At 45.3% G+C, this 14,073-nt stretch carries 8 protein-coding genes; 2 read left to right on the top strand and 6 right to left on the bottom strand.

Annotated elements, in window-relative coordinates:
• Window positions 1–22: 22 nt before the first annotated feature.
• Window positions 23–652, bottom strand: coding sequence for a TetR/AcrR family transcriptional regulator (locus tag OCV50_RS08355; RefSeq protein ID WP_239842124.1), 630 nt, complete (start codon window positions 650–652; stop codon window positions 23–25).
• Window positions 653–1,081: 429 nt separating this feature from the next.
• On the bottom strand, window positions 1,082–5,947 hold the full coding sequence (locus tag OCV50_RS08360) for a VCBS domain-containing protein (protein ID WP_261902765.1): 4,866 nt from the start codon (window positions 5,945–5,947) through the stop codon (window positions 1,082–1,084).
• Window positions 5,948–6,232: 285 nt separating this feature from the next.
• Between OCV50_RS08360 and OCV50_RS08365 the strand changes: the two genes are divergently transcribed.
• Entirely contained in the window at window positions 6,233–7,540 is a 1,308-nt protein-coding gene (locus tag OCV50_RS08365; RefSeq protein WP_239842126.1) for a TolC family outer membrane protein, read from the top strand.
• Entirely contained in the window at window positions 7,540–8,148 is a 609-nt protein-coding gene (locus OCV50_RS08370; protein ID WP_239842127.1) for an OmpA family protein, read from the top strand. Before OCV50_RS08365 ends, OCV50_RS08370 begins: the two co-directional genes overlap by 1 nt.
• A 157-nt stretch (window positions 8,149–8,305) precedes the next feature.
• Here OCV50_RS08370 and nhaA read toward each other — a convergent pair whose 3' ends face one another.
• The 4 genes from nhaA to OCV50_RS08390 form a co-directional block, all read right to left on the bottom strand.
• Window positions 8,306–9,469: a Na+/H+ antiporter NhaA gene (nhaA, locus tag OCV50_RS08375; protein ID WP_261902766.1), complete on the bottom strand. Its 1,164-nt coding sequence runs from the start codon at window positions 9,467–9,469 to the stop codon at window positions 8,306–8,308.
• A gap of 275 nt (window positions 9,470–9,744) precedes the next feature.
• Window positions 9,745–10,881 carry a lipocalin-like domain-containing protein gene (locus tag OCV50_RS08380; protein ID WP_261902767.1) on the bottom strand — a complete coding sequence of 379 codons (1,137 nt, stop codon included), beginning with the start codon at window positions 10,879–10,881 and terminating at the stop codon, window positions 9,745–9,747.
• Window positions 10,882–13,335, bottom strand: a complete 2,454-nt coding sequence (locus OCV50_RS08385; protein ID WP_239842130.1) for an ABC transporter permease — start codon at window positions 13,333–13,335, stop codon at window positions 10,882–10,884. It lies immediately after the preceding gene.
• Window positions 13,316–13,987 carry an ABC transporter ATP-binding protein gene (locus OCV50_RS08390; protein WP_239842131.1) on the bottom strand — a complete coding sequence of 224 codons (672 nt, stop codon included), beginning with the start codon at window positions 13,985–13,987 and terminating at the stop codon, window positions 13,316–13,318. The genes OCV50_RS08385 and OCV50_RS08390 overlap by 20 nt, the downstream gene beginning before the upstream one ends.
• Window positions 13,988–14,073 lie beyond the last annotated feature (86 nt).

The raw sequence follows: 14,073 nt of genomic DNA on the forward strand, positions 1-14,073 counted from the left end.
GAATTTATGCTTCTTATTGTTCTTACTCTTTAGCTGACATGCCTGCCGCTAAATAAGGAATCAAGATATCGACAACAGCTTTCGCATCAACCTCTCTTCCATAATCATTTTCTGATATTTCCATCAGTGCTTGGCTTGACGCCATGGTGAATACACATGTCCCTAGGGTGAAGTGCAGTCGCCAAAATAACTGTTCTTGAGTGAGCTCTGGGTTGGCTTTCATCACCGAACTAGTAAATAGCCCCAAAACGTCACTGTAACGAGTGGTAATGAACCAACGTAAGTGCCCTTGAACATCGGTATAGCCGCGGCCAATTAACAGCATGAAGCGACTTGTACCATCCGGTCTTACATCGTTAAGAGAGCGTAGTGGCGATCTCAAAGATTCAAACACGTCACTCATCGTATACGTTTCGTTCAAATTAAGGTTCACTAGTGCATCCTGAAGAGCAGGCATGAACGCTTCCAAGTAACGATTGAGTACTGCTCGAACCAAGGTCTTTTTATCGCCGAAGTGGTAATTTACCGAAGCTAGGTTCACATTCGCTTTACTCGTTATGGTGCGCAACGAAGTATCATTAAAGCCATGCTCAGCAAACAATCCCTCTGCTACATCCAGTATCTTCTCTTTGGTCGAACTTCTTGGTGCCATTTCAATCACTCGTATTAAACAACTGTTTGAAATATACCCATAGAACATTTATTTAACAAGTAAGCAACATCACATTTTCACCCATTGGTCGTACCAGTTTAGAAAATAATTAGCTAACAGCCTGAATTGCCTGTGTTTTAGAAAATAAGAAAAAAAGAACAAATTTTCTTGGAACTGATTGGAAGTTCGCGGGTCATAACAAGGGTAACAAGAAGCGCATTTTTAAGTCTTTCTGGCCGTCAGACTTGTTTCACTCTCTTGTTACTCACTGCAATTTCCTTATTAACTCCTATACTTGTATCCGCCCAAACCGCGTTGGTTTGGGCTTTTTTTTGTCTACATTAAACAAAAAAACGCCCTACGAAATCGTAGGACGTTTGGTACCAAAGCCTAATGTTTTAGTGACTAGTGTATTAACTAATCTCAAGATTAAGCTGCATCGTTTTTAATCAGTTCACCTAATACGGCTAAGTCATCATTTATATCGATAGACATTCCTAACTCAGGCGCAACGTCTTGTATAACAATGGTTTGAGCATCACTGCCGCCTTCTAGAGGAATACTCAATTCAACATCGTCACCATTGATGCTCACATCTATCATGCTCAGTAGAGCCTCCATTTGATCGCCATCTTGTGGATCTTCGAGTAGATCGCTCAAGTCAATCAGATCGCCCGATCCATCGCTGTACAGTTCAAAGTCTTTGATGACATCCGTACCGTTATCCAACGCATCATCCAACCATGCGAAGATGTTATCTTCAGCATTACCAATTAACATGTCATTGCCGTAGTCAGCGACTAATGGCTCATCATTTTCAGCACTGATCACGTTATAGGCTTGTGGTTCTTCAATATCGAGCGTTACCGTTTCAACAGAACTTTCCGCACCGTTTGAATCTACCGCAACATAGTCGAAGGTTGCGTCTTCTGTGACCACTTCATTACCTTGGATGTAGCGAAGCTCCCAGTTACCCCCTGTCGATGACAGTTCCATAGAAACAATCGGATTAGAAGGAGAAGAATAGCTAAACTCATACAGAATCTGATCGTTACCTACGTCTCCTTCATCTTTTTGATACTGTTCTGTGTGTTGTGTTCCGTCTAGGAAGGTATATACAACTTCAATATAGACATTACTATTGGTGTTGAATTCGGCTCCCATGCCGTCCAAACCAAATGTTACGGTATCCAGTGGATTATCGGTTAAATCAACAATGAGGGTCTCTTGCATGTTCATGCCTCGACCATCAGTGTCTCCGATACCATAACCAACGTGTGGTTGTTCACCTTGATACTGTTTCAATGGCTTGTCATTGTTGTCTTCAATAGAGATGGTTATGGTTTTACCATTAGATAAGGTGATCAACCGCTCTGTCGGAGAAACTTCTTCACCCCAGTTGTAAAAACCATCGACCAGTTCAGGGAAGTCGTCACTCGATCCACTGTAGCCCAGCTCAAACTCTTCACCAGGGCCCGCAACAAAGCTGATGTTGTTAGGGACAAACAGGGTTTCATTATCAATATCGTCTTGTGTCACCTCTCGACTCACACCATTTTCATCGGTATAGAGCAAAGTGCCGCTACTTGGTAGGTCGACAATTTTAATGTTTAGAGGAATATCATCGTAGTCATCCTCTAAATCCGAGATGTAGTCAGGAATACCTTCGCTGTGACTATCAAAGATGATTGGAATAACAGTGTTGTCATTGTCGACGATAACGAAACTCTCTGCGACTGGAGCATCGTTCGCCCCATTAATGGTAATTTGAATCTCGTGGGTGACACCATCCGTTGAAGAGACAATGTAGTTTTCGATTATCGTGTCATCATCGTTTAGATATTGAATCGCGCTATTATCGAGTGTATACGTCCACGCACCATCCGGAGTTATGGTTAACATCCCCATCGCCATCGCCAACGTGGATCCGACAGAATTGAACGTACCGTTTGGCAAAAATGCCGGTGTATCACTCGTATCGACATCAGTGATTGTTAAGGTACCAGAAGTGGTTAACTCATTGTCTTGAGTAACATCCACATCCTCGGTGACTTCACCCATATCTGAGTCGCCTTCTCCAACGGTAATTTCAGACGGATCGTCCGCACCGTTAATGGTAATGGTCACTTCACTGGTGGTGCCGTCTGTTGCCGTTACCGTGTAGACCTCAACCACACTCTCATCGTCATCTAAGTACTGAACCAAGTCATTATTAACGACGTAGGTCCACGCGCCTTCTGGTGTAATGGTAAGTACTCCGAGGGCACTGCCATTAGTAGAGCCGATTGGATTAAAGGTGCCGTTCGGTTCAAAGGCTGGGTCATCACTGGTATCGACATCAGTAATGGTCAGAGTACCCGATGTAGTAAGCTCATTATCCAAGGAGACATCCACATCCTCGGTGACCTCACCCATATCTGAGTCGCCTTCTCCAACGGTGATCTCAGAAGGGTCATCTGCACCGTTAATGGTAATGGTCACTTCACTGGTGGTGCCGTCTGTTGCCGTTACCGTGTAGACCTCCACCACACTTTCATCATCATCTAGGTACTGAACCAAGTCATTATTAACGACATAAGTCCATGCACCGTCTGGTGTGATGGTGAGCATACCGAGTGCGCTGCCATTCGTAGAGCCGATTGGATTAAAGGTGCCGTTTGGTTCAAAGGCGGGGTCATCACTGGTATCGACATCGGTGATAGTTAGCGTACCTGACGTGGTCAGCTCGTTGTCTAACGAGACGTCCACATCCTCGGTCACTGCCCCCATATCTGAGTCACCTTCACCAACGGTGATCTCTGACGGATCGTCTGCACCGTTAATGGTAATGGTCACTTCACTGGTGGTGCCATCAGTTGCCGTTACGGTGTAGACCTCAACCACACTTTCATCGTCATCTAAGTACTGAACCAAGTCGTTATTAACGACGTAAGTCCACTCACCGTCTGGTGTGATGGTGAGCATACCGAGCGCGCTGCCATTGGTAGAGCCGGTTGGATTAAAGGTGCCGTTAGGTTCAAAGGCTGGGTCATCGCTGGTATCGACATCAGTAATGGTCAGCGTACCCGATGTAGTAAGCTCATTATCTAACGAGACGTCCACATCCTCGGTAACTTCACCCATATCTGAGTCACCTTCTCCAACGGTAATCTCAGAAGGATCGTCCGCACCGTTAATGGTAATGGTCACTTCACTGGTGGTGCCGTCTGTTGCCGTTACCGTGTAGACCTCGACCACACTCTCATCATCATCTAAGTACTGAACCAAGTCATTATTAACGACGTAAGTCCATGCGCCTTCTGGTGTAATAGTGAGCATACCGAGTGCGCTGTCGTTAGTTGAGCCTGTTGGATTAAAGGTGCCGTTAGGTTCAAAGGCGGGGTCATCACTGGTATCAACGTCAGTAATAGTTAACGTACCTGACGTGGTAAGCTCGTTGTCTAACGAGACGTCCACATCCTCGGTGACTTCACCCATATCTGAGTCACCTTCTCCAACGGTAATCTCAGAAGGGTCATCTGCACCATTAATGGTAATGGTCACTTCACTAGTGGTGCCGTCTGTTGCCGTTACTGTGTAGACCTCAACCACACTCTCATCGTCATCAAGATACTGAACCAAGTCATTGTTAACTACATAAGTCCAGGCACCGTCTGGTGTAATGGTAAGCATACCGAGTGCGCTGCCATTGGTAGATCCGGTTGGATTAAAGGTGCCGTTAGGTTCAAAGGCTGGGTCATCACTGGTATCAACGTCAGTAATAGTTAACGTACCTGACGTGGTCAGCTCGTTGTCTAACGAGACGTCCACATCCTCGGTGACTTCACCCATATCTGAGTCGCCTTCTCCAACGGTGATCTCAGAAGGGTCATCTGCACCATTAATGGTAATGGTCACTTCACTGGTGGTGCCGTCTGTTGCCGTTACTGTGTAGACCTCAACCACACTCTCATCGTCATCAAGATACTGAACCAAGTCATTGTTAACTACATAAGTCCACGCACCGTCTGGTGTAATGGTAAGCATACCGAGTGCGCTGCCATTGGTAGATCCGGTTGGATTAAAGGTGCCGTTAGCCTCAAAGGCTGGATCATCACTGGTATCGACATCAGTAATGGTCAGCGTACCCGACGTAGTGAGCTCATTATCTAACGAGACGTCCACATCCTCGGTGACTTCACCCATATCTGAGTCACCTTCACCAACGGTGATCTCTGACGGATCGTCCGCACCGTTAATGGTAATGGTCACTTCACTGGTGGTGCCGTCTGTCGCCGTTACGGTGTAAACCTCAACCACACTCTCATCGTCGTCTAAGAACTGAACCAGATCGTTATTAACCTCATAGTTCCAAGCGCCATCAGGGCTGATAGTAAGCACACCTAATGCACTACCATTAGTTGAGCCTACTGGATTAAAGACACCATTTGGTTCAAAAGTTGGTGTTTCACTGTCGACATCTGAAATCGAGATTTGGCCAGAAGTCTCCAAAAGGTTACCTTCAAGTGAAACATCGACATCCTCGGTTACACTACCCGAGCCTGTAGTCGCGACTGCTGCATCATCTGTGCCTATGATTGTCACTGTTACAACTTGCTCGGTACCATCCGATGTTTCCACGGTAAAACTATCTTGGATTTGCTCTCCGTCTGCCAATTCATTGAATGGACTGTTTGCAACAAAAGTCCACGTTCCGTCTTCATTAATGACAAAATCACCGTAACCGTTATCCCCTTCGCCTTCATCTGCAATAAAGGTTACTTCGGGATCATCGGTAATCAGATTACCCCCGGTTTCAATCGGAACATCTTCCTCAAACTCAATAACGTCAGATACCCCGGACACTAATGCAAACGCAATAATGTCAATTAGCTCTAGGCTTTGAGTCTCAGACAACCCCTGGCTTTCAAGACCATCTGTTTCAAAGTGGGTTGTTGCCTGTACTTCAGCACCCGTTCTGGTAATGGTTCCGCTGTTAACTAAACTTGACCCATCAGTTTCGCCACTGGCAGTGTCAAACTCTTCCCCTAAATCGGCCGTAGGGTCAAAGCCCTCTTCCACAGCTCTAATAACTTGTGCGATGGCATCATCAGTATCGACGACTCTATTTACTGTTTCGTCTTCGTAATACCGAACATTGATCGCTGGTTCACTTCCACTGCTATTGTCGACACTCACAACAACATCACCGGCACGCAGTGTCTCTCCCTCTGCTAACCGTCTTATTTGCCCTTGTGCATCCACAACCAAAGCGCCGCTCACCCCACTGAGTAAGCCAACATTGATAGTTCCCATAACTCACTTCCTTGCACAGTTCAGTCCGTTTTCCCACTCGACTGAACTTCGCTATAACACCCACTTAAATTTAGTTGCAATGTTATTGATAATCCACTCACTAACCGCGCCAGCTAACGCATAGTGACAAATATGTCAATATAGCTAGTTACTTAGATTCAAAAAAAAATTAGGTAAACTTCGCGTTTTGGTTCAAATGTCCTAAGCTTCGATTATGACTTTTGTTCCATTGAAAGCATCGACGAAAGTAAAAATAAGACATCTAGAAGTAGAAGGAGACCTACTTTGAAATTGTTTAAACTATCTATTATTTGCTGCTTTATGACTGGGGCTCCAGCTTACAGTCAAACCCTTGAGCAGGCAGTCGCCATCACTTTGGCAACCAACCCCGAGATAAAAAGTATCTTTAACGAATTTGTGAGCGTTAAAAAACAAAATGACGCTTCTGGAGGTGCTTATTTACCAAGCATAGATTTAGATGCGGGTATTGGATATGAGGGGATCAATCCAGCTCCCAATAATGGTCCTGATACCGATCTAACCAGAAAAGAAGCAACGATTTCTCTTACTCAACTCATTTGGGATGGTTCTGCGACTTTATACGATATGGATCGTACAGCCGCCGAAGCAGAGTCAGTAAGATTCCAACTCATTGCAGATGCGGAAGACAAAGCATTAGAGGTAACCCAGATTTACCTTGATGCTGTGAAAGCAACTGAAGTGCTTGCGCTGTCGGAAAGCAACTTAGCTGTCCATAAAAAGATCTATAAGGACATTAAACGAAGAGCAGAATCAGGAATAGGCTCCACGGCAGACGTGTCTCAGGTAGAGGCTCGTATTGCGAAAGCCCACGGTAACCTGTTGGCCGCACAAAATAACCTGGTTGACACACACACTCAATTTAGAAGGGTTGTAGGACAAGAACCATTAGGGTTGATTTACCCAAGAGCAGATATATCCAAACTGCCTTTATCTTTGAATGATGCAATCGTCTATGCATTTGACAATCACCCTGTGATCAAGATTTCAGCGGCTGATGTGGATTCTGCACACTTCCAATACAAACAATCTAAAGGGGTTAACTACCCAACCTTCTCTATTGAGGCTTCACAAACCTGGCGGGATGATGCAGGTGGTGATGAAGGATCAAGCGACGAGACACTGGCCATGCTGCGCATGCGTTATAACTTGTATAACGGTGGGTCTGATAGTGACAGAACCGAGGCGGCAGCTTACCAACTAAACAAATCGAAAGACTTGAGAGACCGAGCTTACCGACAAGTAGAGGAAGGGTTAAGGCTCTCTTGGAGTGCTTTGGATTTAACCCTACAACAGAAAAACTTCCTTTCTGACCATGTCGATTCAGCTGCGGAAACAGTCATTGCTTACGAGAAGCAGTATCGAATTGGCCAACGTACCCTACTTGATTTACTCAATACGGAAAATGAGCTTTTTGAGGCCCGTAAAGACTACCTCGATGCTCACTACTCTGAGCAATATGCGAAATATCGTGTGTTGAACGCAACAGGTTCACTTCTCAATGCGCTACTTGTAGACATTCCAGAAGAGTGGACACAACCTGTGGAGTATTAATGATGAAAGCTTTCTATTTATTACTTCCCATAGTAGCCCTAACTGTTAATGCAGCCGACTACCAAGAAGAGGATTACATTGAGACTCCTGAGGCGGAGCAAATATCCGATCTAAGAGATGATGATAAAGATGGCGTTGTCAATGCTAGAGACCTTTGCCCTGGGACCCCCGGTGCATCTCAAGTTGATAACGACGGATGTGGGGAAACTGTCCGCTCTCAAGAAGTGAGACAACTGAGAATATTGTTCGCGCACGACTCTTATGAAATAAACCCTATCTTCTCTGATCAGATAACAACGATGTCAGAGTTTCTTAAGAAGTACAAATCAGCATCCATTGAGATTCAAGGCTATGCGAGTAAAGTCGGCTCTAACGAATACAACCTAGAGCTATCGAAAAAACGAGCAAACCAAGTTCAAAATGAGATTCTTCAAAATGGTATCGCAGCGGATCGTGTGCGTATTGTAGGGTTTGGTGAATCTAGACTTGAAAAAGAGGGCGATGACGCAACCTCTCATGCCTTAAACCGAAGAGTAACGGCAACGGTAGTCGGCTTGGAAGAGCAAATCGTCGAAGAGTGGACTATTTTTACCACCCTAGAAAAATAGTCATAAGACGTGAGAACTTGTCACCATAAGGCAAGTAAACAATAAAGCCGTGATGAACATTCATCACGGCTTTTTCGTTTCTTTGTCATTATGTTTCTAAAAGTGTTGGCGGCTACTGTCCTAACCGGCCAACCCTTTCAAACATGTTTTGTAGTGATTACAGTTTAACTTCTTGATGCTTTGTCTTAGGTAACGAGATACTCAATAGTGCGTAACCCAAGATTGCCGCCGTCGTTGAGCCCATTAGGATACCTAGTCGAGCAAGCGTATCAAAATCTGCGTTCGTTGGACCAAATGCCAATGAAGAGATGAAGATAGACATTGTAAAGCCGATACCACACAGCACAGACACCGCGAAGATGTTCATGAAGTTCACACCTTCAGGAAGCTTAGCTACACCTGTTTTCACTGCGCCCCAGCTGAATAGGAAAATACCCAGTGGCTTACCAATCAACAGACCTAAAGCGATACCAAGCGGTAGCATACCTGTTAGGTTTGAAAGCGAGATACCTTCCAGTGAGATACCTGCGTTTGCAAATGCGAAGATAGGCAAGATTGCAAAAGCAACATACGGATGCAGAGCATGCTCTAGGTGTTTAAGCGGAGAATGCTCCCCTTTATTGCCTTTAAGTGGAATCGCGAAGCCGATAACCACACCAGCAAGTGTTGCGTGAACACCAGACTTCAATACTGCGAACCACAGAATTGCACCAACAATCAGATAAGCGCTCAATTTAGTCACATGCTTATTGTTGAGCATGAACAGCACACCTGTTGCGATGAAGCCAACCGTTAGTGCAAGCGTAGACAGATCACCTGAGTAGAACAGTGCAATGATAACAACAACACCTAGGTCATCGATGATTGCTAGCGCTAGCAAGAACACCTTCAAGCTTACCGGTACACGGTTACCAAGAAGTGCCATGATACCCAATGCGAATGCGATATCTGTTGCTGCTGGGATAGCCCAGCCTTGAAGCGCTTCAGGGTTGCTTGAGTTAAATAGCACGTAAATAAGTGCAGGAGCTAGCATACCACCTACCGCAGCGATAGCTGGGAAGATTGCTGTCTCTTTAGATTTTAATGCGCCTTCTAAAAGCTCACGCTTTACTTCAAGGCCGATAAGTAGGAAGAAGACTGCCATTAGGCCGTCGTTGATCCAGTGAGACACAGACATACCAAATACGTATGTGTGTAGCATACCCTGATACATTTCGTTCAGAGGTGAGTTCGCTACGAACATTGCAATTGCCGCAGCAATTACCAAAATGATGCCGCCAGCAGATTCCATTTTAAAGAAGTCACGGATGACGTCGTTCATGATTTCGCCCTTATATTTATTATTTAAATAAACGAATAACAAAGAATAGACACGAGTGTATAGCCAACTTTCGACGATACATAATCACTTCTTTGGATGTTTAACTTCGGTTTTTCCTACAAATACTAAACAATACGTCGTATATTCCATAATGTTGTTACTCACACTAAATTAAGTATAGATGACCAAAATTATAAGTGTAAGCTAGACGAACCCTCCATAAAGTGACCTAGAGTGCATAAAAAAGGCTATCGAATGATAGCCTTATATAAAAATCAATATCCTGTCAGTTGCATAAAGCCAGACGCTTCATGGCTTCCACTGGCCATAATAGGTCCTTCCCAATAAGGGATAACAAACGGCAGCCACATGTCCCTACGTTGAATCCGAGTTGTGAGGTTGATCTCATATTTCGGTACATTGATGATCCATTGAAGCGGCATTCTTCGCCCATTGAGCAAGGTACTGTTTGGCAATGGTTTAATGTCGATATCAGATTCAGACAGCTGATAAACTTTTCCTGACCGCGTTGCTAGCGTACCAAACACATACGGCATCTGATGGTTATTACGGTAACGACTAACACTCAGAGCAGCACCACCGTCTAGATTAAAGACGAACCAGTCCCAACCTTGTTGTCCTTCGCCAAGCAAACCACTGCCCCATTCTTTATGGAGCCAAGCATTGCCTGAGACTTCCACTTCAACGCCGTCAAGAGTCAGTGTGCCATTCAAAGCCAAGAACGGAGCGCTAAAGTTGTATGAGGCAATAGGAAGCAGGTCATGTTTCTTTTGATAACCATTTTCACCATTCAACACGTAAGGGCCCTTGGTGACCGAATCGAGCTCTAAACCGAAAGTGTCCGTCTCTACGCTCAAACGTCCAGGAAACGGGGTCGCGCCAAGTGCTCGCCAATTCCAGTTATCAATCCAGATACGAAATGGTCGGTTAGTCATACCTGCTTGGCCAATACCACCACGTGCAAGCCTTTGTTCTTTCCAAACTTGCGTCGCTGAGGTGACAACGACATTGGAGATATAGATCTGCGGACTTTGCCAGCCTCGAGCTTCGCGTTCGTCAGTTGCAATTCGAAAGAAGCTCCATTGAACGGAGTAATCTTTACCACTGGCGTCTTCTAAAGTTGCAAAGTAGTGCCACCATTCATGTTGGAACTCAGGGTGGAATTGGAAGTCTTTTGGCAGTGAAACAGTACGATCAGGCAAGACAGGTTCGAACACCTTAAATTGTTCACTCATCAATACAGAATTGACCTCGTTGACGCCCTCTTCGCCAACATCAGCGAAGTAAGAGTAATAAGACCAAATACCAATAAATAAGCCAAAAAAGCAGATCAGTAGAATTGAAGACAGCACATTGTTTCTTGGCTTTTTCACGCCTTTTCTTTGACCCATCTACAATGCATCCCTTAATGATTTCATCGGGGTATTACCTATCATTCGTAATACTGGCAACGCACCAGCAATCATCAAGGCAGCCATTGACCATGCGAAAGTAATGAAGTAATCCCAAGGAATGACTTGCAGTTCTAACGACCAACCAAACGACTGCTTAATCACGATATCGACAATCAAATTCGCCAATGCCAACCCGAGCGGTATTGCTATCAGCGACGAAATCAAGCCAAAGACAAACAGCTGCAAACTGCCAGTAAAGATCAGCTCTTTTGCAGAAACCCCTAAGCAGCGCTGCAGTGAAATATGACGTTGTCTTGATACCTCACCCGCTACTGTCGCGAAGAAGATACCAAACACAGCGATAACAAGGGTAATGTTGCCCAAGGTATCGGCGATGGCAAAGGTACGGTCAAAAACGCGCATCGCTTGGCTATGTATATTGTTGTTATCGAAGATACGCTCAGAGCTCAATCTAAACACAGATTCTAGACGGCTACGTAACCCAGTTGGATTCACATCTTCTTTAAGTATCACCCCTAAACCGACATTACCTCGCCCCGCGAAGCCGTAGAGCCAATTTCGATGTGACATCATGACCTGATGGTATGGATTGCCGTAATCGTAATAAACACCGACCACCTGCCAGCCAGAGCCTAGGCTATCGTACATATCGATGTAGTCACCCGGTCGTATACCCAACTTTAAAGACATCGACTCACTAATCAGTACGCCCTTAGAGTGATGCAAGTGGTACCAGTAGTTTGGGATACCTAGCTTAATCGTAAGCGCCTCTAGTTCCCCTTCAGAAGGGCCCGTGCTAACCACTTGGATACTGCCAACAGGAGAAGGAATGTCTTTTTCCCAACGCCACCATACCGAATCGACTTCAGGCTGGTCTGACAGCCAGTTACTCATACGTGCTGCAGAGTTATTGGTTGGGTAGATGTATAAGTCTGCAGCCAGACGCTGTGACAGCCATTTATCGGTCGTATCTCGGAAGCTACCCACCATGGTTTCAACACCAATGTTTGCTGTCATCGCAAGCATAAACGCCATCGTTGCGACACCACGATAGCTCATGCTGGCAGCGGCATCCGCAAAGAACCAGCGCGCACGAACCCAGCGCAAGGAGTATGAGAAACTATTGAATAGCTTCCACATCAAGAACGGTGTAAATAGAGCAACACTTACCAACATTAACGCTATGATCGCAAAACCAGATTCTTGCGTTTGCGGTGCTTGGTAAACCGCCACAGCAGCGACACAGAAGCCACAACCGATCAACGCCTGCCAGGTAAATTCAGTACCCGCGAAACGCATGAGTGATAGACGAGATGAAAGTCTAATCGGCTGAGACTTCAACAAACGGATCAGCGGCCAAGCACATGCTAAAAATGCGCCGATTAAAGCCATGCCAAAACTATATACGCTTGCTTTCCAGCTCCAATCGATACTTAAACCGACATTAGCGTCATAAAGATCGCCAAGGCTTGAAGACACCGCAGGTAGCAACTGGTTCGCCAACATCACACCAAAGACATTGCCGCAGATCCAACTCACCACAACCAGTGCTAGCAACTCAAAACAGAGCGCTTTCGTTAACTGCCAGCCGGATACGCCGGTTTGTCTAAGCACCCCAACCAAAGGTTGTCTCTGTATAAAAGAGAGCGACATGGCTTGGTAGAAGATAAATAGACCAACGACAAATGAAAGCATCCCCATCGCAGTTAAGTTCAGGTGGAATGCACTGGTCAGCGATTCAAGTTCTGCTTTAGAACTACGTGAAATCGTTAAACCGTTCGGCAGCATCTCTTTAAGACGCTCAAACTTTGCTTCCGACATATCTGAACAAGCGATCACGGATAGACCAGAACTGCGCTTCAACATCCTTAATAAAGAGATATCCGCAATTAAGCGCGTCCCGTTGATCATCTTATTTTGATCAACAATCAAAGGGCCGAGCTCTGAGCCGTCCATAAGATGAATATAATCGCCGTCACTCCACTCCATGTGCTTAGCCAGATCATCACTCACTAAGATTGGATATGGTGGTTTCATCAGGTTAAGCGTGGTGAGATCTTGAAGCGCGACACCCGGTTGCAATTGAAGCATTGAGACAGGATCTAAACCTATCAACATGAAGTTAGCGCCGTTCTCGTCGGTTACACGATGATTATCAAATGGTGCACACTGCTGAAAGCCCTCACGGCGCAATTGAATATAGAAGCCTTGCGGGATTTTATTGGCGTTGTGTTTTGGACGAATACGGTAAGGAAGCGGATTGGAAAACAGCTTTTCGCCATGAGCATAGCTCTGCTTGGCGTGTTGGTTAATAGCGGTAACACCAACCAAAAGGGAGACACCCAGTGTTAAACCGAGCCATACAAGAATAATTTGAAGTGGGTAGCGTCGATAGTGACCGAGTAGCGCTTTAACTACGGGCCATAACATGAAGCTGTCCCCCTTGTAGACGGATACAACCATCCATGTGCTGGGCAACCTTTTCACTGTGCGTTACTAGAAATAACGTACACTCTAGCTCGCGCGCTAATGACGTCAGTAGGCGCATTACCGCTTCAGCATTTCGTTCGTCTAAGCTACCTGTCGGTTCATCGGCAAGCAGAATCTTTGGTTCCATATAGAGAGCGCGAGCAATCGCGGCACGCTGCTGCTGACCACCAGACACCTCTTCAGGGTAGCGACCTAATAAAGGCATAAGATCAAGAGCAGACAGAATCTGACGCCATAAGCCTTTATCTTCAGGTAAACCCTTCAGTTGACGACAAAAGCGAATGTTGTCGGCAATGTTCAGTGTTGGTAGCAAATTGAACTGTTGAAAGATATGCCCGATGTTATTACGGCGGTAAGCAGTGCGATCACGCTCCTTTGCCATATGCATATCAAAGTTAGGAAATAGGATTTCCCCAGAGTCAGCAAGGTCGAGCCCAGCAATAAGGTTAAGCAGCGTACTCTTACCTGAGCCACTTTCCCCCATTAATGCAAGCTGGTCTCCTTGATTTAATGTTAATTCAGCACCTTGTAAAACGGGATGGAACTCTCCCCCGTCGACATAGCCTTTACATAGGTCTGATAGCTTTAACATTAAACAGCTCACATTAGTTAGAATTTGGAATGAGAATCTACACTAAATCTATGGTTGTAGGAAGTAATTTGAAAGATAGATCACAT

This window comes from Vibrio fortis, from assembly GCF_024347475.1.
In the GTDB taxonomy this organism is placed as follows: Bacteria; Pseudomonadota; Gammaproteobacteria; order Enterobacterales; family Vibrionaceae; genus Vibrio; species Vibrio fortis.

Bases quoted from the DNA above. Each gene is read 5' to 3' on its own strand.
- OCV50_RS08355 (WP_239842124.1), bottom strand. From the start codon at position 652: ATGGCACCAAGAAGTTCGACCAAAGAGAAGATACTGGATGTAGCAGAG.
- OCV50_RS08360 (WP_261902765.1), bottom strand. From the start codon at position 5,947: ATGGGAACTATCAATGTTGGCTTACTCAGTGGGGTGAGCGGCGCTTTG.
- OCV50_RS08370 (WP_239842127.1), top strand. From the start codon at position 7,540: ATGATGAAAGCTTTCTATTTATTACTTCCCATAGTAGCCCTAACTGTT.
- nhaA (WP_261902766.1), bottom strand. From the start codon at position 9,469: ATGAACGACGTCATCCGTGACTTCTTTAAAATGGAATCTGCTGGCGGC.
- OCV50_RS08380 (WP_261902767.1), bottom strand. From the start codon at position 10,881: ATGGGTCAAAGAAAAGGCGTGAAAAAGCCAAGAAACAATGTGCTGTCT.
- OCV50_RS08385 (WP_239842130.1), bottom strand. From the start codon at position 13,335: ATGTTATGGCCCGTAGTTAAAGCGCTACTCGGTCACTATCGACGCTAC.
- OCV50_RS08390 (WP_239842131.1), bottom strand. From the start codon at position 13,987: ATGTTAAAGCTATCAGACCTATGTAAAGGCTATGTCGACGGGGGAGAG.